The organism is Paenibacillus auburnensis (assembly GCF_927798115.1).
GTDB lineage: Bacteria > Bacillota > Bacilli > Paenibacillales > Paenibacillaceae > Paenibacillus_AQ > Paenibacillus_AQ auburnensis.
Window position 1 is genome coordinate 120,625 of record NZ_CAKMMG010000008.1, and the last position, 26,226, is coordinate 146,850.

Annotated in this window: 26 protein-coding genes; 20 read left to right on the forward strand and 6 right to left on the reverse strand. The window is 54.0% G+C overall.

Translation table 11 applies throughout. The features are described from left to right. Positions 1 to 42: 42 nt before the first annotated feature. From L6H70_RS22080 to L6H70_RS22115, 8 genes are all read left to right on the forward strand, one after another. Positions 43 to 1,497, forward strand: a complete 1,455-nt coding sequence (locus L6H70_RS22080) for an aminotransferase-like domain-containing protein (RefSeq protein ID WP_236336300.1) — start codon at positions 43 to 45, stop codon at positions 1,495 to 1,497. Between the two features lie 14 nt (positions 1,498 to 1,511). Continuing rightward, the gene (locus L6H70_RS22085) at positions 1,512 to 2,573 is read left to right on the forward strand and encodes a D-alanine--D-alanine ligase (protein ID WP_236336438.1); all 1,062 of its coding nucleotides are present in this window, start codon (positions 1,512 to 1,514) and stop codon (positions 2,571 to 2,573) included. Next, a complete protein-coding gene (locus L6H70_RS22090; protein WP_236336301.1) occupies positions 2,566 to 3,759 on the forward strand; it encodes an aminotransferase class I/II-fold pyridoxal phosphate-dependent enzyme in 1,194 nt (397 codons plus the stop codon). Before L6H70_RS22085 ends, L6H70_RS22090 begins: the two co-directional genes overlap by 8 nt. Before the next feature lie 250 nt (positions 3,760 to 4,009). After that, positions 4,010 to 5,071, forward strand: a complete 1,062-nt coding sequence (gene cobT / locus L6H70_RS22095) for a nicotinate-nucleotide--dimethylbenzimidazole phosphoribosyltransferase (RefSeq protein WP_236336302.1) — start codon at positions 4,010 to 4,012, stop codon at positions 5,069 to 5,071. Continuing rightward, complete coding sequence (gene cobU / locus L6H70_RS22100) at positions 5,068 to 5,616, forward strand: bifunctional adenosylcobinamide kinase/adenosylcobinamide-phosphate guanylyltransferase (RefSeq protein ID WP_236336303.1); 549 nt, start codon at positions 5,068 to 5,070, stop codon at positions 5,614 to 5,616. The genes cobT and cobU overlap by 4 nt, the downstream gene beginning before the upstream one ends. After that, on the forward strand, positions 5,613 to 6,425 hold the full coding sequence (cobS, locus tag L6H70_RS22105; protein ID WP_236336304.1) for an adenosylcobinamide-GDP ribazoletransferase: 813 nt from the start codon (positions 5,613 to 5,615) through the stop codon (positions 6,423 to 6,425). The genes cobU and cobS overlap by 4 nt, the downstream gene beginning before the upstream one ends. Before the next feature lie 81 nt (positions 6,426 to 6,506). Continuing rightward, positions 6,507 to 8,108, forward strand: coding sequence for a cobyric acid synthase (locus L6H70_RS22110; protein WP_236336305.1), 1,602 nt, complete (start codon positions 6,507 to 6,509; stop codon positions 8,106 to 8,108). A gap of 8 nt (positions 8,109 to 8,116) precedes the next feature. After that, positions 8,117 to 8,437 (forward strand): YnfA family protein, encoded by a 321-nt coding sequence (locus tag L6H70_RS22115; protein WP_236336306.1) that lies wholly within the window; start codon positions 8,117 to 8,119, stop codon positions 8,435 to 8,437. 85 nt (positions 8,438 to 8,522) lie between these two features. On the opposite strand, the gene L6H70_RS22120 is transcribed toward L6H70_RS22115, so the two are convergent. Further along, on the reverse strand, positions 8,523 to 10,211 hold the full coding sequence (locus tag L6H70_RS22120) for a methyl-accepting chemotaxis protein (protein WP_236336307.1): 1,689 nt from the start codon (positions 10,209 to 10,211) through the stop codon (positions 8,523 to 8,525). 397 nt (positions 10,212 to 10,608) lie between these two features. On the opposite strand from L6H70_RS22120, the gene L6H70_RS22125 reads away from it, so the two are divergent. Beyond that, positions 10,609 to 11,331: a queuosine precursor transporter gene (locus tag L6H70_RS22125; protein ID WP_236336308.1), complete on the forward strand. Its 723-nt coding sequence runs from the start codon at positions 10,609 to 10,611 to the stop codon at positions 11,329 to 11,331. Between the two features lie 91 nt (positions 11,332 to 11,422). Here the strand turns inward: L6H70_RS22125 and L6H70_RS22130 are convergent, their stop codons facing one another. Together L6H70_RS22130 and L6H70_RS22135 are read right to left on the reverse strand one after the other, a co-directional pair. After that, positions 11,423 to 12,517 carry a M24 family metallopeptidase gene (locus L6H70_RS22130; RefSeq protein ID WP_236336309.1) on the reverse strand — a complete coding sequence of 365 codons (1,095 nt, stop codon included), beginning with the start codon at positions 12,515 to 12,517 and terminating at the stop codon, positions 11,423 to 11,425. 194 nt (positions 12,518 to 12,711) lie between these two features. Continuing rightward, on the reverse strand, positions 12,712 to 13,425 hold the full coding sequence (locus L6H70_RS22135; RefSeq protein WP_236336310.1) for an MBL fold metallo-hydrolase: 714 nt from the start codon (positions 13,423 to 13,425) through the stop codon (positions 12,712 to 12,714). A 168-nt stretch (positions 13,426 to 13,593) separates the two neighbouring features. Between L6H70_RS22135 and L6H70_RS22140 the strand changes: the two genes are divergently transcribed. Together L6H70_RS22140 and L6H70_RS22145 are read left to right on the forward strand one after the other, a co-directional pair. Beyond that, complete coding sequence (locus L6H70_RS22140) at positions 13,594 to 14,406, forward strand: SDR family oxidoreductase (RefSeq protein ID WP_236336313.1); 813 nt, start codon at positions 13,594 to 13,596, stop codon at positions 14,404 to 14,406. Positions 14,407 to 14,516: 110 nt separating this feature from the next. Beyond that, positions 14,517 to 15,020 carry a GNAT family N-acetyltransferase gene (locus L6H70_RS22145; RefSeq protein ID WP_236336315.1) on the forward strand — a complete coding sequence of 168 codons (504 nt, stop codon included), beginning with the start codon at positions 14,517 to 14,519 and terminating at the stop codon, positions 15,018 to 15,020. 33 nt (positions 15,021 to 15,053) lie between these two features. Here the strand turns inward: L6H70_RS22145 and L6H70_RS22150 are convergent, their stop codons facing one another. Continuing rightward, on the reverse strand, positions 15,054 to 15,398 hold the full coding sequence (locus L6H70_RS22150) for a winged helix-turn-helix transcriptional regulator (RefSeq protein ID WP_236336317.1): 345 nt from the start codon (positions 15,396 to 15,398) through the stop codon (positions 15,054 to 15,056). 89 nt (positions 15,399 to 15,487) lie between these two features. On the opposite strand from L6H70_RS22150, the gene L6H70_RS22155 reads away from it, so the two are divergent. From L6H70_RS22155 to L6H70_RS22190, 8 genes are all read left to right on the forward strand, one after another. Beyond that, positions 15,488 to 15,748, forward strand: a complete 261-nt coding sequence (locus tag L6H70_RS22155) for a YqkE family protein (RefSeq protein ID WP_236336319.1) — start codon at positions 15,488 to 15,490, stop codon at positions 15,746 to 15,748. 572 nt (positions 15,749 to 16,320) lie between these two features. Continuing rightward, entirely contained in the window at positions 16,321 to 17,769 is a 1,449-nt protein-coding gene (locus L6H70_RS22160; protein ID WP_236336321.1) for an RtcB family protein, read from the forward strand. Position 17,770: 1 nt separating this feature from the next. Beyond that, the gene (locus tag L6H70_RS22165; RefSeq protein ID WP_236336322.1) at positions 17,771 to 19,057 is read left to right on the forward strand and encodes an AAA family ATPase; all 1,287 of its coding nucleotides are present in this window, start codon (positions 17,771 to 17,773) and stop codon (positions 19,055 to 19,057) included. A gap of 407 nt (positions 19,058 to 19,464) precedes the next feature. Beyond that, the gene (locus tag L6H70_RS22170; protein WP_236336323.1) at positions 19,465 to 19,968 is read left to right on the forward strand and encodes a sigma-70 family RNA polymerase sigma factor; all 504 of its coding nucleotides are present in this window, start codon (positions 19,465 to 19,467) and stop codon (positions 19,966 to 19,968) included. Then, positions 19,961 to 21,175, forward strand: a complete 1,215-nt coding sequence (locus tag L6H70_RS22175) for an anti-sigma factor (protein WP_236336324.1) — start codon at positions 19,961 to 19,963, stop codon at positions 21,173 to 21,175. The genes L6H70_RS22170 and L6H70_RS22175 overlap by 8 nt, the downstream gene beginning before the upstream one ends. Positions 21,176 to 21,307: 132 nt before the next feature. Then, complete coding sequence (locus L6H70_RS22180) at positions 21,308 to 21,814, forward strand: metallophosphoesterase family protein (RefSeq protein WP_236336325.1); 507 nt, start codon at positions 21,308 to 21,310, stop codon at positions 21,812 to 21,814. 111 nt (positions 21,815 to 21,925) lie between these two features. Beyond that, positions 21,926 to 22,387 (forward strand): GNAT family N-acetyltransferase, encoded by a 462-nt coding sequence (locus tag L6H70_RS22185; RefSeq protein ID WP_236336326.1) that lies wholly within the window; start codon positions 21,926 to 21,928, stop codon positions 22,385 to 22,387. Beyond that, positions 22,388 to 23,125, forward strand: coding sequence for an HAD family hydrolase (locus L6H70_RS22190; protein WP_236336327.1), 738 nt, complete (start codon positions 22,388 to 22,390; stop codon positions 23,123 to 23,125). Between the two features lie 83 nt (positions 23,126 to 23,208). Here the strand turns inward: L6H70_RS22190 and L6H70_RS22195 are convergent, their stop codons facing one another. Continuing rightward, complete coding sequence (locus L6H70_RS22195) at positions 23,209 to 24,333, reverse strand: FAD:protein FMN transferase (protein WP_236336328.1); 1,125 nt, start codon at positions 24,331 to 24,333, stop codon at positions 23,209 to 23,211. 247 nt (positions 24,334 to 24,580) lie between these two features. Between L6H70_RS22195 and L6H70_RS22200 the strand changes: the two genes are divergently transcribed. Then, on the forward strand, positions 24,581 to 25,153 hold the full coding sequence (locus L6H70_RS22200) for a TetR/AcrR family transcriptional regulator (protein WP_236336329.1): 573 nt from the start codon (positions 24,581 to 24,583) through the stop codon (positions 25,151 to 25,153). A gap of 122 nt (positions 25,154 to 25,275) precedes the next feature. Here L6H70_RS22200 and L6H70_RS22205 read toward each other — a convergent pair whose 3' ends face one another. Further along, entirely contained in the window at positions 25,276 to 26,208 is a 933-nt protein-coding gene (locus tag L6H70_RS22205; protein ID WP_236336331.1) for a glycosyltransferase family 2 protein, read from the reverse strand. Positions 26,209 to 26,226: the final 18 nt, after the last annotated feature.

The window sequence follows — 26,226 nt, forward strand, 5'->3', positions numbered from 1 at the left end:
GGGAAAGACTATGCCATGATAGCTATGGGGGGCGACTTACGCATGTTTAAGGATTTCAAGCTCATTGCCGGACGGCCGGTATATATTCAGGTGAAGGATTATATGAAAAGCCTCATTCTGAGGGGCGCCCTCCAAGGGGAGCAGAAGCTGCCCTCTACCCGGGAACTGAGCCTGCTGCTGAAGGTGAGCCGCAATTCCGTCATTTCCGCCTACACGGCGCTGGAGGATGACGGCTTCGCCTACACGGTGCAGGGGCAAGGCAGCTATGTGGCGCCTGCGGCGGCTTCGGACAGCACAGCAGCCTCGGCCTGGACGATGGACTGGAAGACCCGCTTGAGCAGCAGAGCGCTGCTGGCGGAGGAGCTGGATATTATGAAGCGCGGCATCCGCGCGGGCAAGGGTACGATTTCTTTTACCAGCATCGCACCTGATGAAAGCCTGTTTGACCTGGACAATGTAAAACGGGCCTTTCTGGACCGGATGTCCGTGGAAGGCAATGTTCTGCTGAACTATGGCTATGCCAAGGGGTATAAGCCTTTAATAGATTATTTGCGGCAATACATGGAGCACAAGGGCGTAGACATGCGCGGCAAGGATATGCTGATTACGAACGGGTTCACGGAGGGCTTTGATATCGTGTTGTCTGCGCTGGGACAGCGGCACGGAGCGGTGCTCTGTGAGAATCCGACCCATCATACGGCACTCAAAAATCTGCGGCTGAACGGCTTTGACATCAGAGGGGTGGCTATGGAGCCTGACGGCATTCACCTGGGTGAGCTGAAGCGGGCGCTGGAGGAAGGGGAGTATGACTGTGCGTACTTCGTACCTTCCTACCATAATCCTACAGGTATTGTGATGTCTCCTGAGAAAAGACAGGGACTCATGAAGCTGATGGCAGAGTACAGGGTGCCGGTGATTGAGGACGGGTTCAACGAGGAGCTGCGTTATTCGGGCTCCCATGTGGCTCCGCTGATCGCGGCGGCCGGGAGCGGCAATGGTGTAGTCTACTTAGGGAGCTTCTCCAAGGTGCTGTTTCCCGGGCTTCGGGTAGGCTGGGTGCTGGCGGATCAGGAGCTGATCTACTATCTGGAAAGTGTCAAAAGAGCGCGCAGCATTCACACCTCGACGCTGGATCAGTCGATTCTGTATCAGTATCTGCTCGGCGGTCATTTAGAGAAATATTTGAAACGGGCCAGAACGGAATACAAACGGAAATACGAGCTGACGATGGCCTGTTGCAAGGAATGGCTGCCCTATTCCCGGATAAGCGGGGATGGGGGCCTGCATCTTTTTGTCACCTTCCCTGAAGGCTTCAGCACAAGAGAGCTGCTGGCGGCCTGCCGGGAGCAGGGGGTTATTTTTACAGCTGGGGATATCTTCTTCACAGACGGAACTGGGCAACATACGCTGCGGCTGGGCTTCTCCAGGGTAGCGGATGAGGATATACGCAGGGGAATTGAGATTATCGGCAGGACAGCACGGCAACTACTGGGATGAAGAGGGGTATGGAGATGTTAAAAGTAGGCGTAATTATGGGCGGGGTATCCTCTGAATATGAGGTGTCGCTGAATACCGGCAGAGAAATGCTGAAACACCTGGACCGGAACAAATATGAGGCGGTGCCGGTTGTAATTACAGAGCGCGGACAGCTGATTGATCAGGTAAAAGGGCTGGATTTCGCACTGCTGGCGCTCCATGGCGCCTATGGCGAGGACGGAACGGTACAGGGTACGCTGGAAACGCTCGGTATCCCCTATTCCGGGAGCGGCGTGCTGTCCAGTAGCCTGTGCATGGATAAACATTTGTCCAAAACCATCCTCAGAAGCAAGGGGATCCTGACCCCTGATTGGCTGTGCTGGGACAGCATGGATGATTATGCACCGGAAGCGGTGGAACGCCTCGGATATCCGGTTATGGTTAAGCCGAATTCAGGCGGCTCCAGTATCGGCATGTCGAAGGTGAACAATGTACAAGAGCTGCGGAGGGCGGTAGAAAAAGCTTTTGCCGAAGACCGTTCCATTCTGATTGAAGGATTCACCGAAGGGCAGGAAATCACTTGCCCGATTCTGGGCGGAGACCTTCTGCCGGTTATTGGCATCCGCTCGCTGGGGGCGGACTGGTTCGACTATAGCGCCAAATATGTGCAGGGCGGAGCGGATGAACGTGTAATTCAGCTGTCTCTGGGAACTCACGAACGGGTACGTACGGCGGCATTGGCCTGTTATAAGGCGCTGAAGTGCTCCGTCTATGCCCGGGTGGATATGCTGCTGCAAAATGGCGTTCCCTATGTCCTTGAAGTGAACACCCTGCCGGGGATGACCGAAACCAGCCTGCTGCCGCGAAGCGCACTCGTTGCCGGATACACCTTCAGCAGCCTGCTCGATGCCATCATTGCCGGTTCGCTGCAGGTGCGGGGAGATCAAGCGGGGGAGGTGCAGGCGGCGAAGGAGGAAGAGCTAGGGCAAACAGGGCGTAAGCAGGCTGCGGAGGGTTCAAACGAAGCGGACACGGAGGCCGGAGAGCAGGCAGCGCCGGCAAACCAAAAGAGGCAGGAGGTGGTCAGCCATGCTTAAAGAGTCTTCACTTCAGCGCACGCAGGGGCAAGAGTGGATTGCCCCGCGTGTGCGGGAGATTGCGCCTTCGGGCATCCGCGCTTTTTTTGATCTTACTGCCGGTAACAACGATATTATATCACTTGGAGTGGGGGAACCCGATTTCGCTACACCGGAGCATGTGAGAGCCGCTTGCATCCGGGCGCTTGAGCGCGGAGAAACCATGTATACGCCAAATGCCGGGCTGCCGGAGCTGCGGGAGGAAATTGCCCGTTATCTGCAGAACGGGTTCGGGCTGCAGTATGATGCCGCAGACGAAGTGATCGTCACTGTAGGCAGCAGTGAAGCGCTGGATCTGGCACTGCGCGCCTTCACTGCTCCGGGTGATGAGGTTATTATCCCTTCGCCCAGCTATATCGCCTACTCCCCGATTGCCCATCTGAACGGGGGCACACTGGTAGAGGTTGAGACTCCGGCAGAGCAGGGCTTTAAGCTGACGGCCGAAGCGCTGGAGAAGGTCATCACCCCGCGCTCCAAGCTGCTGATGCTGAACTTCCCGAGCAATCCTACAGGCGCGGTGATGACTTACGAAGACTGGCTGCCTATCGCCGATCTGGTGAAGAAGCATAACCTGCTGGTGCTCTCGGATGAAATCTATGCCGAGCTGACCTATGACAGCAGGCATGCCAGCATTGCCGCGCTTCCAGGTATGAAGGAGCGGACCATCGTGATCAGCGGCTTCTCGAAGGCCTTCGCTATGACTGGCTGGCGCGTAGGCTATGCCTGCGGCAACCGCGAGCTGCTGGCTGCAATGCTGAAGATTCATCAGTACACCGCGATGTGCGCGCCGGTACTGGGACAGATTGCGGCCCTTGAATCCCTGCGCAGCGGACTGCGCGACAAGGATCAGATGAAGGCGTGTTTCCGGGAGCGCAGAACGCTGTTTGTGGAAGGTCTCCGGACCATCGGACTCCACTGCCATGAGCCGCAGGGGGCATTCTATGCCTTCCCGTCGATTGCCCATACGGGGCTGCAATCGGAAGAATTTGCCGTGCGGCTGCTGCGGGAAGCAGGCGTGGCCGCCGTTCCCGGGCATGTGTTCGGAAGCGGCGGCGAAGGGCACATCCGGTGCTCCTATGCGGCCTCTACGGCTAAGCTGAACGAGGCACTGGAGCGGATGGAAGGGTTTATGAAGGTTAGAATATAACGGATTCCATAACGGATTGAATAATGGTAAAAATGTAATTGTATGATCCTGTTATATCCCCTATAATCCTAAAGGAAGAAACAGGGATATGCAGTATAATAGCTTGCGGCAGCAGCATGGCAGCGACCGCCCCCTTCTTCGGAGAAGGGGCCTTTTTGCGTACGCAGCAGAAACATATGAACAGAGCCGGCAACAGTGACTTGGAGCACCTAAAATATGCGATTACATATCAGCACAGGAGGAATAATTTATGAACTCAGCAATTGAAGCAGTAATCGGACGGATTGCCCCGGCCGATCAGGAAGCAATCCGGCGTGCGGAGCAGCGGCTGGATATACTGACTAAGCCACCGGGCAGTCTCGGACGGCTTGAGACGCTGGCCGTGCGGCTGGCGGGCATCTCCAAGACGGAGCAGCCCGCTTACGGCAAACGCACGGTGGTGGTTATGGCTGCCGATCACGGTGTATGCAGTGAAGGGGTCAGCGCTTTTCCGCAGGAGGTCACAGTGCAGATGGCCTACAATATCCTCGGCGGCGGCGCAGGGGTGAATGTACTCGCCCGTCAGGCCCGAGCTGAGGTGAAGCTGGTGGATGTCGGTGTGGGCACGGACTTGAGCCATCCCGAGCTGATTGACCGTAAAGTACGCTATGGCAGCGGGAATATGGCGCAGGGGCCTGCGATGAACCGGGAGGAAGCGGAACGGGCTATTCTGGCCGGGATAAGCGTGGCTGAGGAAGCAGTGAAGAGCGGGACGGAGATTTTTATTACCGGCGAGATGGGCATCGGCAATACTACGGCCAGTGCTGCCGTTCTCTGCGCGCTGGAAGGTATTCCGGCAGAAACGGCAGTAGGCCGGGGCACCGGGATTAATGATGAGCGGCTGCATCATAAAATCGACGTTGTGGAGCGGGCGCTTCGGCTCAATGTCCCGGATGTTGGGGATGCCATCGATGTATTGTCCAAAGTAGGAGGGCTGGAAATTGCCGGTCTAGCCGGTCTGATTCTCGGTGCGGCAGCGGCCGGAGTTCCCGTCGTTCTGGACGGCTTCATCTCCGGCGCAGCAGCTCTTGCTGCCAAGAAGCTTGCTCCGGAATCCATCCATTACATGATTGCCTCCCATGTTTCCGGCGAGCAGGGCCATAAGCTCATGCTGGAACGTCTGGGACTGGAAGCGCTGCTTGACCTCGGGCTACGCCTCGGTGAAGGAACAGGGGGCGTTCTCTGCCTGCATCTGATTGAAGCGGTCAGCCGGATTATGCGGGAAATGGCTACCTTTGAAAGCGCGGGAGTTTCCGGGGCGGAGAGCCGATGAGCATTCTTGTTACAGGCGGGGCGCGCAGCGGCAAGAGCAGCTTTGCCGAGCGCCTGACATTGTCGCTGGCGGATCAGGCGTTGTATGTAGCAACTGGACAAGCGTTCGATAAAGAAATGAAGGCACGGATCGCCCTGCACCGCCAGCAGCGTGAGGCAAACGGCAGCCAGTGGGAGACGCTGGAGGAGCCGCTTGATCTGCCGGCATTGCTTGAGCGCCTCTCCGGAGGGAAGGCAGTGCTTGTGGACTGTCTGACGCTCTGGCTCTCCAATGTGCTGCTGGACGTAGAGGGCGAGGCGGACAGGCAGGAGCGGGTGGAACAGGAGATTGCCCGGCTTGAGCAGAGCGTAGCCGGCTTTGAAGGGACGCTCGTTCTTGTGACGAATGAGGTTGGTGACGGCATTGTGCCGGAATATGCGCTCGGGCGGCTGTACCGGGATTTGGCCGGCAGGATGAATGCGCAGCTGGCCCGGCATTGCCGGCAGGTCTTTCTGGTCACTGCCGGCATTCCGATTGAGCTAAAGAGCAGGGAGTACAAGCTGTGAGCGCACGGAGGGATGCCGCCGCTGCGTTTCAGTTTCTGTCCCGCTTCCCGGTTAAGGATGGCGGGGACTTCTCGCCGGAGCTGCTGCGGCGTAGCGTGGTCTATTATCCGCTGGTCGGCGCGGCCATCGGGCTTGTCACTGCGCTTGGTGCTGCCGCTGCTGCCTGGCTGCTGCCGGCCTGGCCTGCCGCTGTAATTACCCTCATCCTGTGGGTGGGACTTACCGGCGGGCTGCATCTGGACGGCTGGATGGACAGCGCCGATGCGCTGCTCAGCTACCGCTCGCGGGAGCGGATGCTGGAGATTATGAAGGACAGCCGCGTGGGTGCCATGGGCGTGCTGGCCTGCGTGCTGCTCCTGCTGCTCAAGGCTTCGCTGCTGGCAGCCTTTATCGGAGGCAGCCATTATTATGCGCTGCCGATGCTGCTGCTGCCGCCGGTCTGGAGCCGCTGGTACATGGTGCGGGCGATGGCCCGCTACCCTGCTGCCCGCGGCAACGAGGGTCTGGCAGCGGGCTTCGCCGCGCTGCCGCTGCGGCAGGAGCGGCGCGCGCTGCTGCTCGCCGCCCTGCTGACACTGCCCGCCGCCGCTGCGCCCTTGGCGCTTGGCGCGGGAGGCACGGCCTGGCCGCAGCAGCTGGCGGCGGCCTGCCTGGCACCGGTTGCCGCCGTAGCCTGCGGCACCTTGGCGGCGCGGCGGATCAGCAGCCGGCTCGGCGGGCTCACCGGCGACGTGTACGGCGCGCTGAACGAGCTGCTGGAAGCAGTGGTACTGCTGCTTCTTGTGCTGCTGCAGCACAACCTGATGTAGCTGGCGGCGACTTAGCCGCAAGCCACACGCCACACGCCGCAAGCTATACACCGAAAGCAGGAAGAGAGCGAGGACCCATACATGGAACAACATACTGAACTACAACCACAGCAGCAGCCTGCGGCTGTGCTGATGATACAGGGAACCGCCTCGGATGTCGGCAAGAGCCTCGTTACCGCTGCCATTGGCCGAATTCTGGTACAGGACGGGTATCGCACTGCCCCATTTAAATCCCAAAACATGGCGCTTAATTCCTATGTCACGCTGGACGGCAAAGAAATCGGCCGGGCCCAGGGCATGCAGGCCGAGGCTTTCGGAATTACAGCTACCACCGATATGAATCCGATTCTGCTGAAGCCTTCAGGGGAGATGAGCGCACAAATTGTAGTACATGGCGTGCCGCATGCGGCGCTGAGTGCGCGGGAGTACCGCGAGAAGTTCCTTCCGGAGGCGAAAGAGACGGTAATGTCTGCGCTCGGACGGCTGCGCGACAGTTATGATGCCGTGTTGATGGAGGGCGCCGGAAGTCCGGCCGAGATTAACCTGAAGGCGCGGGATATTGTGAATATGAACCTCGCAGGCTGGGCTGACGCCCCGGTATTGCTGGTTGCGGATATTGACCGGGGGGGCGTCTTTGCTTTTCTGGTAGGAACATTAGAGCTGCTGGAGCCGCATGAACGGGCACGTGTTAAAGGCTTCATTATCAACAAATTCCGCGGTGATCTCTCGCTGCTCCAGCCGGGGCTGGACTGGTTGGAGGAGCGCACGGGTATCCCGGTGCTTGGAGTGCTGCCGTTTCTGCCGCAGCTGCGGATCGAAGCGGAAGACTCCGTAGTTCTGGAAGGAACCTCAGGGCGTATGCAGTCCGGAAGCGCCAAGGAACTGGATATCGCGGTCATCAGCTATCCGCGGATCTCGAATTTCACCGATTTTGATCCGCTGGAGGATGAACCGGATACGGCAGTGCGCTATGTGACCTCAGCTCTAGAGCTCGGCACACCAGATGTCATTATCTTGCCGGGCACGAAGAATACAGCAGCTGATCTTGCGTTCCTGAGACAGCAAGGGTTCCCTGAAGCGATAGCGCATGCGCTCCGCCAGGGTACTCTCCAGCTCGCGGGAATCTGCGGCGGCTATCAGATGCTCGGGCGGAAGCTGCTGGATCCGGACGCCGTGGAGAGCGCAGAGCCGGGAGAAAGTGAGGGGCTAGGCTATCTCCCGCTGTCGACAGCTTTTCTGCAGCATAAAACGACCGTACGGGTGAATGGTGTCCTGGCTGACGGCCATCCGCTGCAATTAAGCGGCATCCCTGCGTCAGCGGCCAATACCGCTGTGAGCGGATATGAAATCCATATGGGATCAACGATGAATCTTGAGCCCGCCGCTGTACGCAGCCTGTTCAGGCTGGAAGGGGCGGATGGGCAGGTGCAGCTTGAAGGCTGGGGTTCACCTGACGGCAAGATATGGGGGACATACCTGCACGGCCTGTTCCATAATGATGAGCTGCGCCGTAGCTGGCTTGACGGCATTCGGAAGGCTAAGGGGCTGACGCCGCTGGCAGCAACCTTCTCTTCGGCAGCGCTGCGTGAACAGGAGTTTGACCGGCTCGCTGCATCCGTGCGGGAGAACCTTGATATGGAGGCTGTGTACACAATTATGGGGCTGCCCGGAAAAGAGGGATAAGAACGTTCATGGCGATCCTTCTGTTTATTGTGGCCGGACTGGCCGAGATCGGCGGCGGATATCTCGTCTGGCTCTGGCTGCGGGAGTCACGTCCGCTCTGGTACGGCCTCGCCGGTGCGGTCATCCTGATCGCATACGGCATCATTCCCACGCTGCAGAAATTTCCGTCCTTCGGCAGAGTGTACGCCGCTTATGGCGGGGTGTTCATTGTGCTGGCCGTACTGTGGGGCTGGCTGGTCGACAAAAAAACGCCGGATCTGTATGACTGGATCGGGGCGGGCATCTGCGTAATCGGCGTGTCGGTGATCCTGTGGGCACCAAGAAGCTAGTGCGGCATCATAAAAGGGACTCTCCGGAAGCGGGCAGCTTCCAGGGAGTCCCTTGGTTTGATTGCAGATGTTATTTGGCGCAGGGCTAAATTTTGAACTGCCGTACCGCTTCCTGCAGCCTGACGGCTTGTTCGTGCAGATGCTCTACGGTTATTGCATGACCTTCAAGCTCCTGATACTGCCGGGAAGAGTTCTCTGCCAGCGAGTCCGCATTGGAGCGGGATTTGGCAGTAATCTGTGCCGCTTCCTCCACAGAGGCGCTGACTTCTTCGGTTCCGGCGGAGATTTGCTGGGTGGCAGCCGAGACGGATTGAATGCTGTGGTTGATGCTCTGAATAAGAATAAGAAGGTGATTGAAGGCATTTCCTGCTTCAACTACTTTGCTGACACCGGAAGAGACCTCCGAGTTTACGTGATTCATCTCTTCTACTGAACGGTTCATATCCTCCTGCAGACTCAGCAGGAAATCGCGGATCTGCTCATTCGATTCCTTCGACTGCTCAGACAGCTTGCGCACCTCTCCGGCAACAACGGCAAAACCCCGGCCATGTTCGCCTGCACGCGCTGCTTCAATGGAGGCATTCAGCGACAGCATCTGGATCTGCTTCGTAATCTCCGTAATTCCCTGGACAACCTCACCGATCATCTGCGACCGCTCGTTCATGATGCGGAATTGCTCCAGTGAATGCACAGAGGCGACCTCTACCTGGCGCATTTGCTCTACAGCACTCTGGGCAATCTCATTGCCACCCGTGGCCTCTGCGGAAGCTTCGCTGATCTGCTCGGTAACCTCGCCGGCGGCGGAAGCGATATGCTGGATGCCGACATTGATTTCATCCATGGCCCGGGAATTCTCCATGGCGCTGCTGGCAATCGTGGCGCTGCCTTTACTGATCTCACTTACGGACTCTGAGGAATGCTGAGCCATTTCGTTCAGCACTTCAACACGTGCTTTCAGATCATTGGCATCCGTGACGACTGTGTTGGAGGTATCGAGCACCTGTCCGATCATATCCTTCAGCTTCTGGCCCATGCTGCGGAAGCTTTCAGACAGCTGGCTGACCTCATCGTTTCCTTTAATCACCAGTTCCTGAGTAAAGTCACCGCTGGCCATTTTGTTGCTGTACGCGGTAAGCTGGGAGAGCGGACGGGTGATTCTGCGGCTCATGTAGTAGGCGGCGGCAAGGCCGATAATCAGCGAAGCAAGTGTAATGGCCACACTCGTCCAGATAATGCTGTTGATTTTATCCTGAACAAAACCTACATCATAACTCACACCAATAACCATCGTGCTTCCGGGAATGCCAATATAGGCTGTTTTATGTATACCGTGACTGTCACTATATGTATCGCTGAGTCCTGTTTTTCCTTTGGCAGCCTGCTGCATCGCAGAGGTTACAGTGAGGCTTTCTTCAGCCTTCAGCTTGGAGCCTTGGTCGGCAGTCAATACTGAAGCTTTACCTTCGGCCAGATTAATCAGAAAGACTGTTTCTACATCATGCTGCTCTTTTTTATCTTTAAAATAGAATTGAAGATTGGTTGCAGACTGTTCGCTTTTATTCAGGGTCTGCTGTGCATAGGTTGCATTGATATTCTTGAATACATCTTGGGCAGCGCCAGACAGGAGTTTATTAATCTGCGGCATGACGTAGTTGTCGATCGTATTCATGGAAATAAAGTAGAAGCTGACACTTAGCACAAGAGACGTAAGCAATAATACGACAAACAATAAGAGCGTGAACTTGCGGCTGATCGAATTTTTAAAACGTACCATTTCATTCTCTCTCCTTCTTTTGTTTGGATGCATCGTATATCCCATTGCCATGCTTCACAGCAGGGCAGGCAGCAATATATTCCGTAGGTCCAGGTCATATATCAGGCTATCGTTTTCCGGGAATCTGATTGATAACTATTCTATAGAATTAACCTCCGGTTGAATAGTGAAAAATTGAATTACAAAGCATATTTTTCAGAAAAATATGAATATTTATCGAAGGGAATGCTAGTTTTGCGAAAATAGGCGGACACCGCAATGGATTTACAGAAATAAAATTTCCATGGCTTGTTAGCTTTATATATGATAGAGTATTTATGTTTTTGTTTCTAGCAAACTAAATAACCGCGGTTCGTAACCATCCCGCGTAACCAAAACTAGGAGGCTTCAGAGAACCATGTTTAATTTGCTGTGGGGTATTTTGTTTGTGGTTGTCAATTTTGCTTTCTTTCTGCTCTGCTACCGCCTGTTCGGTAAAAAAGGCTTATATGCCTGGGTCGGCGTTGCGACGGTTATTGCCAATATTCAAGTGGCCAAGACCATTGAAATGCCGCTGGGAATTGTAATGACGCTCGGCAACACCATGTATGTCACGCTGTATATGACCAGCGATCTGCTTAATGAGAAATACGGGCGTTCAGAAGCGCGTAATGCGGTCTGGTTCGGTTTCTTCACACTGCTGATGACGACAGTGATTATGCAGATGGTTCTGAAATTCGAGCCGCAGGAGACTGATATTGCCCAATCTTCCCTGGAAACCATTTTCGGGATGATGCCGCGTCTGGCATTGGGCAGTCTTACAGCCTACTTTATCAGTCAGTTTCTGGACGTACGCCTCTACTCATGGATTCGTAAATATTTCAGCAGCTCACGCCAGCTGTGGATTCGTTCGAACGGCAGCACTATGATCAGTTCCTTTGTAGATACGCTGATTTTCTGCTTGATAGCCTTTGCCGGATTTTACGACCTAAGGGTATGGACCGAAATTTTGCTGACGACCTACTTATCGAAATTCCTGCTGACCGCTGCAGGTACGCCGATCCTTTATATTGCCCGTTCCTTCCGCTTTGCTGAAGAGACTGAGGCCCGCAGGGACACGGAAGCACGGATTGATTTATAGAACGGGCTTTGCGCCCAGATAAAAAAGCAGCAAGCCTCCGAAAGCGGGGCTTGCTGCTTTTTTGATAATCATAATAGCATTAACCGGCTGCCTACAAATGAAGAATAGTCAGTTCCTTCGGATAGCTGGTCAATGTAACCGGACCGTCAGCCGTAATGAACACATCATCTTCAATACGCACGCCGCCCAGGCCTGGTACATAGATGCCGGGCTCGACAGTGAACACGTTCCCGTTCTCGATGATATCTTCATTCAAGCCGTGCAGGGAAGGATATTCATGGGTATCCATGCCGAGGCCGTGGCCGACCCGGTGCATGAAGTACTCGCCGTAACCGGCAGCGTCAATGACATCACGTGCTGCCTTGTCGACCGAACCAAAGGTGGCTCCGGCTCTAGAGGCTGCAATGCCGGCCATATTGGCAGCGAGTACGGTGTTGTAAATCTCGATCAGCTTGCTATCAATTTCACCCACAGCAAAGGTCCGGGTAATATCGGAGGCATAGCCTGCGGCATACACGCCCATATCGAACATCAGCAAATCACCTTGCTGGATCACACGGTCTCCGGGCACACCGTGCGGCAAAGCCGTTTTCGGGCCCGAGAGCACCATCGTATCGAAGGAGGGGCCGGAAGCGCCGACCTTTTTCATCAGATATTCAAGCTCTGCAACCAGCTCGATTTCGGTGACTCCGCTCTTAATGTGGCTTAGGCCGCGGCGGAGGACTTCCTCCACGAGCTCTGCGGCATGCTTCATCCGCTCGACTTCATCCGGCGTCTTCTTAGCCCGCATGGCCCGCAGCAGGTGTCCGATGTCGCTGAATTGTCCGGCCGGAACCGCCGCAGACAGCAGCTCGTAACGGCTCACGGAGAAGTGTTCCTTCTCGATACCGAGTGTTCCCGGGACAGCGCCGCCAAAACGCGACTTCAGCAGCTCATAAGGATTATCCGTATCGCTGTGCGTCAGGATCGTGGTGACGGAGGAGGCTGCATGGGCAGCTTCGGCATCGAGCGCCGGCACAATCAGTACAGGCTCCTCTCCGCGGATCAGCAGCAGGCCCAGAAACCGCTCATGCGGGTTGCTGGCAAAACCGGTCAAATAGTATACATGCTTGGGATCAGTTACGAGCAGGGCATCCAGCCCGTTACCCGCCATTCCTTGCTCCAGGCTTTTCAGAGCATCGTTCATTTCAGGTGTTCCCCTTTCGTCTACACGTTAAAAAACAACGTTATCATTATAGATCATAACCGGACGGGCTGCACGCTGCCTTACGTATTGTCCGTGTCTGGACACATGCTATAACGCGAAAAAGCTGCCCCGCCGCAGGAGATCTGCGGGCAGGGCAGCCTGTACAGGCTCCAGTCATTGATGTAACTGCGTTGCTACAGCGCCTCGGTCAATGACTTGATAAGCGTCTGCGGGCTGCCTTCATACAGCCCGCCGTGATAGCAAAGGACAGAACGGATGGGCAGGTCCTTCAGCTTCAGCAGGCTGCTGAGGGCGAGCGGCATATCCGGTGTAGCGGCATCCCAGGGGCCGGCCAGGTTGCCGTCCACCACGCGCAGCTCATCAGCGGCGAGCAGCAGCTCCTGCTCCGGCAGGTAGAGGCAGATATGGCCCGGTGTATGGCCCGGGGTATGAATGATCTCAAGCCCGCCGCCCCAAGGAAAATGGTCGCCGTCATGCAGCTCTGTAATGTCTTTCAGCTGCTTCAGCTGCTCCAGAAATTGCTGGAACTCCTCTTGACGCGCCTCCGGCAGCTGGGCAATCCGTTCCGGGGTCATTTTGAGCATCGGCTGGCTCCCGTTAATGACAGGCAGATCACCGGGATGGGTGAACAACCCGGCGTCCGGAAGTTCACGGGCCAGAGCAGGAAGATTCCCGATGTGATCCGTGTCCTGATGGGTAAGGATAATCCGTTTGATATCCGAAGGGGCTTCTCCTGCATCCTTGACCGCTTGAATCAGCGCATCGTACTGGTCGAACATCCCGGTGTCAATCAGAGTCAGACCATCCTCGTCCTTTAGCAGTACCGGATGAACCTCCGATGGGCCGAGAGGTATCGTAAGCGCAATAACATTGTGTCCAATATTCATCCTAAACTCCGGGAAAAGGGCTCCCGGAAGTCACCTCCTGAAACTTTTGTGGGCGATCCTTTTCTTCAACCCCTGATATGATGTAACATAATCTTAATACATCTGTTTATTAAAGGCCAGGCCAGGGCTGAAGCTGGCAGGTTCTGCGCACGGGAGGGGAATTCGGCCATGCAGGGAAAAACGGTGCTTGTAACCGGCGGCAATTCCGGGATGGGACTGGCAACAACAATCGAAATGGCCCGCAGGGGGGCAAAGGTAATTATGGCCTGCCGCAGCCAGAGGCGCGGTGAGGAAGCACTGGTGGAAGCCCGGCGTCAAAGCGGTTCGGACGACATCACGCTGATGCTGTGCGATCTGGCTTCGTTCCAGAGCATCCGCAGCTTTGCCGGGCACTTCTTAACAGAATATCCGGTACTTGATGTGCTGATTAATAATGCCGGAGTCGTGACTGTCAAACGTGAGCTTACGGCAGATGGCTTCGAAATGGATCTCGGTGTCAATCATCTGGGGCATTTTCTGCTGACGAACCTGCTGCTGGATCCATTAAAGGCAGCAGAACAGGGCCGGATCGTTGTTGTAGCCTCTGGTGCTTATAAGATTGGAAAGCTGTATCTTGACGATCATACGCTATCGCGCGGCTTCAATCCGGCTAAGGCCTATGCCCGTTCCAAGCTGGCTAATATTCTGTTTACCAGAGAACTGGCTGCCCGCCTACAGGGAACTGCGGTTACGGCCAATGCGGTGCATCCTGGAGCGGTGGGGACAAGCATCGGAGTGAACCGCGAAACAGGGTTCGGCCGCTCGTTGTTGAAGCTGCTATCGCACTTTTTCCTGACTCCTGAGCAAGGAGCAGACACGGCCATTTATCTGGCGACCGCGCCGGAGCTGAGCAGAGTAACCGGACAATATTATTACCGCCGCCAAATCCAGCAGCTGTCGCCAAGGGCGGAGAATGCGGAAGCAGCAGCACGCCTTTGGTAATGGAGCCTTGAGCAGACGGGATTGGTATGAGGCGCGGTTAAACCTTAGCATGGCGGTCAGAAGGCGATTCATATCTTTTTGTTTGAGTATAATTTGGGAGGAATGGCAGAATGGCTTGGCACAATTACACCATAGAAGATGCAGCAATTGAGGATTTAAAGGCAATCGTGGAGATTTACAATTCAACAGTAGCGGGACGGATGGTAACAGCCGATCTGGAGCCTGTGAGCATTGAAGACCGGGTCAAATGGTTCCATGAGCATAATAGTCACCATCGTCCGCTATGGGTACTGAAGCAGGAGGACGAGGTTGCCGCCTGGTTCAGCTTCCAGTCGTTCTACGGGCGTCCTGCCTATAATGCAACCGCAGAGATCAGTGTCTATGTAAATGAGAAATTCCGCGGCAAAGGAGCCGGCAGCATTCTGCTGGCCAAGGCGCTTGAGGAATGCCCTCGCCTTGGCGTCCAGAATCTGGTCGGCTTTGTATTTGGCCACAATGAACCTAGTCTTGCCCTGCTGCGGAAATTTGGCTTTGAAGATTGGGGCCTGCTGCCGGGTGTTGCCGAAATGGACGGCATTCAGCGTGATTTGGTTATTATCGGACGCAAGCTATAACAGATAAGTCTGCCGTTCAGGAAAAGTGGACAGTTACTGGGGTTGAACCGTTTCAGGCCCGCAGTCACCGGAATCAATCCATGATTCAGACCACTTTTCCAGATCGCGGATTACCGATTCCAGCCCCCGGCCTTTATCTGTCAGGGAATACTGAATTCTTACAGGTGTCTCGGGAAAAACTTCGCGGAGGACAATCCCCTCCTGCTCCAGTTCTTTAAGCCGCTCCGACAGGAGTCTGCCGCTTACGGGCAGCGCCGCTTCGATGGTACTAAAGCGCTGCGGCCCCTGGAGAAGCTGATAGATGATTAAGCCCGTCCAGCGTCTGCCGATAATATCCATGCTTTTCTGTAACTTTGGACACAGGTCAATGGATTTCATTAGGCTCACCTCTTACTGAATATTATAAACGAAAAGACCTATAACTAAAACAAATTTGAAGGATATACAAGACCGAAAGGATGTCTGAAATGGCTAAAAAGAAGAAGACGACAAGTGTGCAGCGCCCCGCTCCTGCGGATGCCCCGGCAACACTTAAGGATCTGCTGAGCAGCGATGTGCTGAACAAGCTGAAGGCGCAGTCGGACGCGCTCAAGGCCGAAGAAAATGACAAAAAGGAAGCAGCCCGCAAGGCGGTTGAGGATCAGCGTAAAGCGGAGCAGAAGCGGCTGGAGAATGATTTTGCCCATCTGCTGGAGAACAGCAGCCAGGACTGGCATAAATTTAAATAAACTAAACTTTACCAAATTCAGGGTTGACAATTTGCAGCAGCGCCATTTAATATTGGGTTTATCATTTAGAGAAGGGAGGCCGATGGGTCATGATTGGAACTAATGGTTTGAGAACGACGGTAAGCCGCATGACAACCGCATATGAACAATCTGATCTCATCGCCTTCGTCCGGGAGACATGATGCGCTGCCTTGCCATCACGTCACAACTGTATACGGGTGTGCTTTGAACTTGCGGAAGCTTGAATTTGAAGCTACACCCAGCGCTCCGGGAGCCGTGGATCAGAACTGATCTGCGGCTCTTTTTATGTTACCTGAAAACTAAAACTGTATAGAATGAACCTTGGATTTGAGAAAAGGAAGGGAGTGACGGAGGGGGATTTTGGAACTGTAGGAGCGATAGCGTCCGCCTTTGTCTGCGGATTTCTACCGCGGGAGCGGTATCAATTGGGAAATCTGTAGACAACAGCGGCCGGAAGTCCAAACATTCACCGCAGCCGCGACTGATACTCTATTCTCAGAATCTTAAGTTCATTTTATACTATCCACTCCGAGAGGAAATGAAAATCACTTATGAATACCAAAGATCAGCAAGCGGGCTATGAACCCCGCTATAAACATGAGGTGGCCCTTCCGGGCGGCGACCTCAAGGTATATGCCAGCGAGCAATTGTTTGGCTCACTTGATTACAAGGTCCTGGAAATGGCTAACAACAATCTGCAGATACCGAATATCGAATACATGAGCTACACTCCGGATGTGCATGTAGGCGTCGGAACCTGCATTGGCACTACTGCGGTCTGGGATGCCGCATCAGGTTATGTGTCACCGTCCATCGTGGGCAGCGACATCGGCTGCGGAATGCGCGTGCATCTGACCAATCTGCACAAAGACGATCTGCGTGAGGTCAAGCTGCGCCGGAAGCTGGTCCGCGCCATCGAGAAATATCTGCCAATGGAAGCACAGCAGCGCGGCCATTACAGTGATATCCGGCTGGAGAATATCGTCCGCAAGGGGCTGCACGGCCTGCCGAACAAATACATCCCCGACAGCTATACACCGAAGAAATCAAGCGCGCTGTCCCATGTGGAGATCAGCAAGCTTTCCTTTGACGAGGAAATTCTGAATGAGCTGCCGGGTATGGCCTGGCACCGCGGCCACCGCCAGCTCGGCACCCTCGGCGGCGGCAATCATTTTGTGGAGATTCAGGCGATTGAAATCGCTCAGGAGCAGCGGAAAGTGGCCGAAGCCTGGGGACTGCAGGATGGGCAGGTTGCCGTGATGATCCATTCCGGCTCCCGGGCCTGGGGCGGGCTTGTTAACCAGTTTTGCACCCCTGCCTTCGCCAAGGTAATGGGGCAGCTGGGGCTGGGCAGCGCCGATCCACGGCTGATTTACGCCCCGCTCGCGCATCCGCAAGGCCAGCGCTATGTCAATCTGATGTACTCTGCGCTGAATTATGCGGTGGTGAACCGCCATCTGATCGCTTACGGGGTCCGCGAGGCTTTCCGTGACGTGTTCGGCACGAAATGCGAGCTGCGCACGCTCTATGATCTGATGCACAATTATGCCTGGAGAGAGGAGACTTCCTCCGGCACCAAGTTTGTGCACCGCAAAGGGGCGACTCGCGCCCTGCCGGCAGGCCACCCGGATAATCCGTCAGTCTATACGGCGACCGGACATCCGGCGCTGATTCCCGGCTCGATGGGCACTGCCTCCTATATCATGGTAGGCCAGCCCGGCGGGGAAGAGAATTATTACTCCATCTGCCATGGAGCGGGCCGTATCCGGTCACGCACAGCGACCAAACGGCTGGTATCGGTCCATGAATTTTCACAGTCGCTGAAGGTAGGCAAAGAAGATGAGATTGTGGTGAACCAGCATTCCCTGGAATCTATTATTGACGAATCTCCCCAGGCCTATAAGAATGTAGATGAGATCATAGAAAGCGTTACGGGCGCCGGCCTGGCAGCTGTTGTGGCCAAATGCAAGCCGCTCGCAGCGATAAAGGGGACGAAATAGGATGGAGCAGGAGTACAGAAAGCAGGCTGTGATTTATGAATACGATGAAGCCACCATTGGCCTGATCAAAGGGTACGACGTTTATGCACGTCTCGTTGACGGTATCCTTGAAGCGCTCTATACCCGCTATGGTGTCCGCTATGAGCTGTATGCCAGTGATGATCCGAACAGTGAATATTGGAAGCTGCTGCTGGATGATGTGCAGTCCGGCAATCCCGAGGTGGAGCATGTGGCGCGGATCTTTGACCGGCTGGAGGACCGGACCTTCATCTATGATGATGAAAAGGAGCAGCCGGAATACAATATCCACCTGTCGGTCCGCAACAATGTGCTGGCTTATCCGGCCATGGGGGTAGCGCTCGCCCGGGTGCCTGTGTTTCAGGAGAACGGCATTAATTTTCAGGATTTCGTCTTTGCCGCATCGGATGCACAGCTGCAGGTGTTCTTAAGCAATGTGCGCAAACGGCAGCGGGAGCAGAACATCAATAAGGTGACGGTCTTCACCGACAGACGAAACGGTATGTTCCGTGAAGACGAGCCGATTACCCGTTCTGTAGGACGGGATGATGTCGTACTGGATGCCGCAATTAAAAAAGAAATTTACCGCTCGCTCGACCAATTTTTTGACGCAGACCGCAGTTTTTATGTCAAATACGATATTCCTTATAAACGGGGAATCCTGCTCTACGGCCACCCCGGCAACGGCAAAACAACGCTCGTCAAATCCATCGCCGGAAGCGTGCCCGGACCCGTAGTGTACTGGCAGATTACCGAATACACCAGCAGTGAATCGGTAAATGAGGTGTTCGAGGCCGCAGCCCGGCTTGCGCCGATGGTGCTGGTGATTGAGGATATTGACTCCATGCCGCAGGAGGTCCGCTCCTTTTTCCTGAATACGCTGGACGGAGCCACCTCCAAGGAAGGGATTTTTCTGATCGGCACCACCAATTATCCGGAGAAAATAGACCCCGGCCTCATGAACCGCGCCGGGCGCTTCGACCGGGCCTATGAGATCAAAATGCCGGGTGAGGAGCTGCGGCTGGAGTATCTGCAGCTGCGCGGCTTCTCGGCTTTTGCCGGTGAGGAGGGGGTTGCCCTGGCTGCACGCCTGACCTCTGATTTCTCACTGACCCAGCTTGGCGAGCTCTATGTCAGTGCCGCGCTGGAGTGGCATGAGAACGGCACCGCCAACGTGGAGCAGCTGGTCCGCGGGATGCGCGGCGAGCTGGATAAGGGGCGCAAGCGGGAATGGATGCGGGATGCCTCATCCACGATCGGATTTTATTGATAGTTTGATTATGAAGCCATGCCACCTGCTGAAGGGTCAGCGGGTGGCATGGCTATTTTGGGTTCAGAAAAGTGATCTGAAAGCAGGCGGAGGAGCGTTAACGGACCGGAAAGACCTTACTTACCTGGTGGGGCACCTTTTCTCAGGCTAACGGACTGTATCGCGCTTATTGCCTCGGTAATAGTCATGGTTGGGGCGAAAATCCGCATATAAGTGCACTGGAGTCCGTTAGCCTGATCCAAAATGGATTGTGGCAAAAATAAGCGCGGTAGTGTCCGTTACAGGTAATGAGGCGGCTTTCCTCTCAAAGATGCGGTATGTACAATCAGTGCAATGCCCGAAATATATTTTGGAGAAATCTGTAACCTTTGGCCGGCTGAACCGTGGTTAGAGTGAGGGGGGAGGGAATGAAGCTAAATTCACTGGATGATCATTATCAGAGCTATGTGCACGATATATACCGGTATTTACGTTCCCTCTGCCGTAATCACCATCTCGCCGAAGAGTTAACACAGGAGACCTTTTACCGTGCGTATTTGTTTTTGGAGGATTGCCGGGAAGATAAAATCAAGCCCTGGCTGTTCCGGGTTGCCTACAACGCATTTATTGATCATACACGAAAAGCGCGCCGCAGCATTACCAAAGAAGCAGATTATTTTAAGGCACTGCCTCATCCCGAAACCACCGAAGATGTGCTGCTGAGGCAGGAACAGATGGAAGAAATAGCACTATCGGTAGAGGGCCTGCCCGAGGCCCAGCGGCATGCGCTGCTGCTGCATGATTTTCACGGTTTGTCTTACCAGGAGGCAGCAAACATCATGGATGTGGGCTTGTCCAATTATAAAATACTGATTTTCCGCGCTAGGCAAAAACTGCGGGAGGCGGAGCAAAGGAGGAATGGTCATGAGTGAGGATTTCAAGGAGCAGCTGCGCAAATACAGCGAGGGCAGCCTGCCGGAGGATGAACGGGCTGAAGTGGAGCGTGAGCTGGAGAAGCTGGAGGCCTATCAGGTATATCTGGATGAACTGATGGAGCAGGAGGATCAGCAGACTCCTCAGAGATTTATCAATAAGCCGGAGCTATCTGAGAAAAGCGCCTCCAAAAAAGCAGAAAAAACCGCCACAAGGAAAGAAAAAAAAATCATCCGCCGGGGCAAATGGAAGGCTCGGTTTGCAAATACCTTTACGGTGCTGGCGTTTGTTCTGGCCTTTACAGTCATCAGCACCATCATTACTGCAGTATTCTACAATAGTGGAGACCGGGTAGACAGGTATAGAGATGTTCTTATTTCGGCGGTTGCCGTCTCACGTCCCAATACAAGCTTGAATCTGAATGCAAACGGGAAGTTTTTTTTCAGGATGGAGTATTCGGGCAGGCTGATGAAGCAAATCGGCAGTGAACAGGTGGATGTAGGGAGCTACTCCAGTCCGTTTCTAATGGGGCTAGGCGGTGTAGGCAAATACAACTGGACAGACCATCAGAGCGGAAATACGGGTAGTTTTAATTTTAACTACCCGCAGGCAGCACAGGGTACTAGCGGACAGCGAAGTGACGCCCAGGAGTGGGAGCGGCTGGAGATGCTCCCGGAAGGCACAGTGGCCGAGGCTTACCTTTCCTTAGACAGGCTATACAGCACGGATGAACTGCTTAAGAAGCTTGAGCCGCTGAATGTACTGCCAGTCTGGTTTGCAGTGGACGGAGGCCTGGCTGCCGATGAACGTTCCCTCAGTACCCTGTTAGGATTTCCATACCAACCGCTCTGGCATGCCGAAGATATGACGGTTAGGGAGATTTCCTCAGAGAAATGGGGCTGGTTCGGCAAAGTAACTTCAAGCACTTCAAGTTCCCCATCAGTCGAGTCCTACGGCAGCGGCGAACTCCGGGAGCAGAATTTCATCGAGACGCTTCAACTGCTGCAAAAGTACAAAACGATTACACGTAACGCTGCCCCATTCTTAAAAGTGGAAGAATCCTTAAGTTATCTGGAGGAACACGGTATTCATCTGTATGGTGCTGTGATTACAGGTCCAGTTAAAGAACTGCTGAAGCTGCAGAAGGATCCCTGGGTCAGCAACATCCGGATCGGTGAGGTTCGGCTGTGGAACTGGAGGGACTGATCCCGTAATGACCATGCAATGAGACCGCTTTACTTGCTTCTATCCCCTGCAAATCGTACAATTATCTGAAAATATGCATTCGCCTATAGGTGATAGATGTACGAGATTATGCAGATTAGGAGCTGAATAAGGGTGAGAATAGGAGTTGTATCGGATACCCATTTGCCGCGGTCGGCCAAGTCACTGCCGCAGGCACTTGTGAAGGAATTCCGTCAGGTGGATCAGATTCTGCATCTGGGGGACTGGGTGGCCATGGAGATCTATGATCTGCTGGCCGAGCTTGCGCCGGTTGAGGGAATTGCCGGCAATAATGACGGTGCGGAGATTATCCAGCGGTTCGGGGAGCGCAAGATTGTTATCCTTGAGGGTATGCGTATCGGGTTGATCCACGGTCATGCCCCGTATTCCCGCAAAGGGACGGACGGGAACGCGCTGCTTGCTTTTGAAGGCGAAGAGGTGGACTGCATTCTGTTCGGCCATTCGCATCAGCCGCTGCTGCGCAGGGAAAACGGCATTCTGCTGTTCAATCCCGGCTCGCCTACCGACAAACGCCGCGAGAAGCAGTATTCTTTTGGACTGCTGGATATTGAGGACGGCAAAATTAATGCCCGGCATGTCTTCTACGACTCTAAGGAGTAGCCTGGCTGAGCGCTTTTGTCCAAATGAAACATCATTCTCTCCATGGTCAGTGCTGAGGCGGCTATTTTACAATATACGTAAACAGCCATTTGACGAAAAGAGGGAACAGGCATGATATCCTATCGTTTGGAACGCGCAGTGCTTCAGGATGCGGAGCTTATTGCCCCGCTGTTTAATGAATACAGGGTGTATTATGGACAGGAACCGGATCTGCCGGGGGCTTTACATTTTCTGCAGCAGCGATTAGAAACAGGGGAATCAGCCATTTTCATGGCGGTAACGGGTGAGGGCGGCAGCAGGGTTGCCGGAGGTTTGGCCCAGCTTTACCCGTCATTCTCTTCAGTGACGCTGCAGCGGCTATGGGTGCTGAATGACCTGTTCGTTGCCGGGCAGCTGCGCGGGCGGGGGATTGGCACGATGCTGCTGGAAGGTGTACGGGATTTTGCCCTGAACACAGGGACTAAAGGTCTGACTTTGACGACCATGACTGACAACCTATCCGCACAGCGTCTGTATGAAGCGCAAGGGTATGTCCGGGACGACGAATTTTATACGTATGATCTGTTTTTTTAAATGAGAGATACATTAAGGGGCGTTAAAGTGGATAACAGCAATAAACTGGCAGTGTTTTTTGATCTGGATGATACGCTGTACGATCATTTGGTACCGTTCCGTGAGGCGGTCCGCGAGGTGCTTGCGCCGGATGAGAGCGGGCTTCATTATGCGGATTTATTCTATACCGTAAGACATCATAGCGATTTGCTCTGGCCGAAGTATCTGCGGGGCGAGCTTGAGCTGGAGGAGACCCGGGTGCTGCGGCTGGAGCTGGCTTTTGCCGAATATGGGCTTGAGCTTAGCCGCAGGCAGGCGGAGCAGGTTCAGGCAGCTTACATAGGCCGGCAGTATACAATAGAAATGATTGATGGGGTGGAAGCGCAATTGCGACGGTTCATCGCCCTAGGACACAAGGTCGGGATCATTACGAACGGGCCGGAGGAGCATCAGATGAACAAGCTGCGCGGACTTGGCATCGACAAGCTGATTCCGCAGGAGATGATCTTCATCTCGGATGCCGTCGGACTGGCGAAGCCGGACCCGGCGATCTTCGAACATGTTAACCGGGTAACAGGGACAACCGCTGACAACTCGCTGTATGTCGGGGACACCTGGGATAATGATGTGGTCGGTGCACTGTCGGCGGGCTGGAAGGTATGCTGGTACAATCCCCGCAGCAGAGAACCACGCACAGAGCATGTTCCAAGCTATACGTTTACGAACTACAAGGAATTTAGTGAGCTTCCACTGATCTGAGGAAGAGTTTGCAGCAGCAAAATATACAAAAGCGGCGGAGCCTCAGCTCTGCCGCTTTTTGTTGTCCTCATGGGCAATTCTATCTAATTTGCGAAGCTATACGTAGGATCCGTCAGGATAAGTCTGTCCTTGAGTCCCGAAGTGGCATAGATTTTGTTGTCATCGGTGATGAAGAAGGCATCAACCTTCTCCGGCAGGGATTCAAGATATTTCATGCCTTCCTCCAGGCCCATCAGGAATACGCCGGTAGACAAAGCATCCGCATCCGTTGCGTTCGGGCTCATGATGGTAATGCTTTTTAGGCCGTTTTGGGAAGGGAAACCTGTACGCGGGTCAAGAATATGGTGATAACGGACACCGTCCTGCATGAAGAAGCGCTCATATACCCCGGAAGCATCGATGACTTCATCGGAGATTTTGATCGTGCCCAGCTGTGTGCCGCGGCTCTGGTCAGGGTCCTGCAGGCCGATATTCCAAGGAGAGCCGTTCGGCTTGTTCCCGAGTGCAATAATGCTGCTGCCGCCGAGATTAATCATCGCGCTGTCCAGGCCCTGCTCCTTCAAATATTCGGCAATCCGGTCAGCGGCATAACCTTTGCCGATCCCGCCCATATCCAGCACCATGCCTTCTTTGGCGAGCTTGATCGTTTTGGCGGCCTCATCAATAATAACATCCTTATAATTGGTCAGGCTCTTGGCTGCATCAATATCTGCCTGGTCAGGCACATGTTCTCCGCCTTCGCCGATAGCCCACAGATCAACCAGCGGCCCGATCGTCGGATCAAACAGCCCGTCCATTTCCTCCGCATATTTAAGGGATTGTTTGACTACATCCAGGGTTTCGTCAGATACAGCGACGGCTTCCTTGCCGGCTGCCTGATTAACGGCATACAGCTCACCGTCTTCCTTAGTGCGGCTGAATTCAGTATCCATACGTTCCAGCATCTGCTGAATATCATCCATATTTTTTTGAGTTGCGTTATTGCCGAACACCTTGATGTTAACGACGGTATCATAGATATAAAAAGTCTGCGACAGGGCCTTGGTTCCGCCTTCTTCTGAAACGGTTGCGCCTCCGGAGTTCTCATTCGCAGCCGTATTACTGCTGTTGTCGTCTCCTTTGCCAAGCGCCAGCCAGATGCCGACAGCTGCAACGATGACAATAACCAATGCGGCCAGGATAAGCGCCGATTTCTTGTTTTTAAACATATTCCACCATCCATAAAGTAGTTTCTTGATCACATCCTTTTTATCATACCCCAGAAAGAATGGCAATGGATACTAATTTCATGACATTTTGCGCATAACAACAACAGGTATAGTCAATCTGCAACCGTTCCGCTGGAAATAAAGAGTTGTCTTCTTCATGCGGTCGTGATAAATTGTTTTATGACCGGCTGACCGGAATTTAATTTTAGTCAATTGTTGGTGCTTTAGGAGGAAAGGAGTTTTATCTATGTCTATCGACCGCAAGTCGTTAATCCTGCAGGCGGCTTCAAAATCCTTTGTGCAATTCGGCTATAAAGCAACGACAATGGAGCAGGTATCCAAAATCGCGAATGTCGGCAAAGGCACCATCTATACATTCTTCAAAACTAAGGAAGACCTGTTTGAGGAGATTCTGATTAAAGCTTCACAGGAATTAACTTCTGTAATGAACCGCATTGCCACCGAAGATGACACCTTTATTCATAAGCTGTTTAATCTGCTTGATTCGATCCTGGAGTTCCGCTCCGATCATGAGCTGTTCGTCAAGCTGGCGCAGGAGGTACGCGACATCGGAACCGTTCAGGCACTGGAAGGGGTCAAGCGGATGGAGGATTATGCGCTGGATTTCCTGAGACAACAGATTGAGACGGCTATAGAGAACGGGGAAGTGAAGCCCTGCGATTCCAGTGTCGCCGCGTTCATGATCCTGCGTTTGTACCTGGCGCTGACCACGGAATGGAACAAAGCGCATGAACCGCTAGATGAAAACCGGATTAAGGAGCATATGATCCTGTTTATATCGAACGGTATCCTCAAATAAAGATGACAGCTTAAATTATAGAAAAAACTCCCGTTTGCCGAAAAGTTGGCAGCGGGAGTTTTTTTGAGGTTGGGCATTGCTTGGGGGTGATCAAGCTGCGGTAAGAACTTGCGGAGATCATTCTAGTCCAGCATATACTCGCTATATTTGTTTTTGCGCGGATTTAATACAAACAGGATGCCACTGGCGTAGCCGGTTACGGCGTTGAAGTTCCGCTTCAGTGTAGACTTGGCTGTCAGATAGGTTAGCGTCCATAACAGGGCGGCATAATTCTTCACCGGCGCTTTGCGCAGATTCAGCAGATAATAATGATTCACCGCCGTTGCCCGGGCGACCCGGCCAGCCTTGTCGCGGGAGCTTGGCGATTCATGATGGGTAATCTTCATATCGGGATTAATGACCAGCTTGCCGTATTTACTGGCCAGATGGCACATATAAATATCGTCGGCTACCGCATAGCTGGTCATCCACGGGTAAGGCTTCATGTCCTTCAGCGACTCCCGGCGAAATGACATGTTGCAGCCGTGGAAAAAGTCCGTCTCAAAAATATTCTCGGTCTCTCCCCAGAGCAGCAGAGACCCGGCGAGGGTGCTTGCCGACAGTCTGCCGGGTGAGTGTGACATTTGGCAGGTCAGCATACCCAGAAGCTTGCCGGACGGACTGCTGGAGAGCCCTTTGGCAATGCCGCCTACACCCACAATGGAAGGATCAGAAGCGTAGGTGTCGAGCATCCGGCGGATGTAGAGCGGATCATCCAGCTCAGCGTCATCATCGAAGCTCAGCACAATCTCCCCGTCAATCAGTCCGAGTGCCTCATATCGGGAGAGCCAGACGCCGGGTTTGGTTTTGCGGTAATAATGAAGCTCAGCACTAGGCATCTGCGCCAGCACCTTGCGGAAATATTCCAGCACTCCATCCTCAATCTCACCGTCATCAACAATCAGCAGCTCGATCGAGACTTCCTCCAGCTCAGTCTGCCTGCCGATGGATTCAATGCATAGAGTCAGATCTTTAATTCGGTTACGCGTGGGAATGACTATGGATACATCATGCATGCTGCTGCTCCTTCCGGG

Bases quoted from the DNA above. Each gene is read 5' to 3' on its own strand.
- L6H70_RS22175 (WP_236336324.1), top strand. From the start codon at position 19,961: ATGAGTGAGGATTTCAAGGAGCAGCTGCGCAAATACAGCGAGGGCAGC.
- L6H70_RS22170 (WP_236336323.1), top strand. From the start codon at position 19,465: ATGAAGCTAAATTCACTGGATGATCATTATCAGAGCTATGTGCACGAT.
- L6H70_RS22205 (WP_236336331.1), bottom strand. From the start codon at position 26,208: ATGCATGATGTATCCATAGTCATTCCCACGCGTAACCGAATTAAAGAT.
- L6H70_RS22185 (WP_236336326.1), top strand. From the start codon at position 21,926: ATGATATCCTATCGTTTGGAACGCGCAGTGCTTCAGGATGCGGAGCTT.
- L6H70_RS22125 (WP_236336308.1), top strand. From the start codon at position 10,609: ATGTTTAATTTGCTGTGGGGTATTTTGTTTGTGGTTGTCAATTTTGCT.
- L6H70_RS22080 (WP_236336300.1), top strand. From the start codon at position 43: ATGTTTAAGGATTTCAAGCTCATTGCCGGACGGCCGGTATATATTCAG.
- L6H70_RS22120 (WP_236336307.1), bottom strand. From the start codon at position 10,211: ATGGTACGTTTTAAAAATTCGATCAGCCGCAAGTTCACGCTCTTATTG.
- L6H70_RS22190 (WP_236336327.1), top strand. From the start codon at position 22,388: ATGAGAGATACATTAAGGGGCGTTAAAGTGGATAACAGCAATAAACTG.
- L6H70_RS22200 (WP_236336329.1), top strand. From the start codon at position 24,581: ATGTCTATCGACCGCAAGTCGTTAATCCTGCAGGCGGCTTCAAAATCC.
- L6H70_RS22085 (WP_236336438.1), top strand. From the start codon at position 1,512: ATGTTAAAAGTAGGCGTAATTATGGGCGGGGTATCCTCTGAATATGAG.
- L6H70_RS22115 (WP_236336306.1), top strand. From the start codon at position 8,117: ATGGCGATCCTTCTGTTTATTGTGGCCGGACTGGCCGAGATCGGCGGC.
- L6H70_RS22165 (WP_236336322.1), top strand. From the start codon at position 17,771: ATGGAGCAGGAGTACAGAAAGCAGGCTGTGATTTATGAATACGATGAA.
- L6H70_RS22145 (WP_236336315.1), top strand. From the start codon at position 14,517: ATGGCTTGGCACAATTACACCATAGAAGATGCAGCAATTGAGGATTTA.
- L6H70_RS22160 (WP_236336321.1), top strand. From the start codon at position 16,321: ATGAATACCAAAGATCAGCAAGCGGGCTATGAACCCCGCTATAAACAT.
- L6H70_RS22195 (WP_236336328.1), bottom strand. From the start codon at position 24,333: ATGTTTAAAAACAAGAAATCGGCGCTTATCCTGGCCGCATTGGTTATT.
- cobU (WP_236336303.1), top strand. From the start codon at position 5,068: ATGAGCATTCTTGTTACAGGCGGGGCGCGCAGCGGCAAGAGCAGCTTT.
- cobT (WP_236336302.1), top strand. From the start codon at position 4,010: ATGAACTCAGCAATTGAAGCAGTAATCGGACGGATTGCCCCGGCCGAT.
- L6H70_RS22090 (WP_236336301.1), top strand. From the start codon at position 2,566: ATGCTTAAAGAGTCTTCACTTCAGCGCACGCAGGGGCAAGAGTGGATT.
- L6H70_RS22130 (WP_236336309.1), bottom strand. From the start codon at position 12,517: ATGAACGATGCTCTGAAAAGCCTGGAGCAAGGAATGGCGGGTAACGGG.
- L6H70_RS22150 (WP_236336317.1), bottom strand. From the start codon at position 15,398: ATGAAATCCATTGACCTGTGTCCAAAGTTACAGAAAAGCATGGATATT.
- L6H70_RS22110 (WP_236336305.1), top strand. From the start codon at position 6,507: ATGGAACAACATACTGAACTACAACCACAGCAGCAGCCTGCGGCTGTG.
- L6H70_RS22155 (WP_236336319.1), top strand. From the start codon at position 15,488: ATGGCTAAAAAGAAGAAGACGACAAGTGTGCAGCGCCCCGCTCCTGCG.
- L6H70_RS22135 (WP_236336310.1), bottom strand. From the start codon at position 13,425: ATGAATATTGGACACAATGTTATTGCGCTTACGATACCTCTCGGCCCA.
- L6H70_RS22140 (WP_236336313.1), top strand. From the start codon at position 13,594: ATGCAGGGAAAAACGGTGCTTGTAACCGGCGGCAATTCCGGGATGGGA.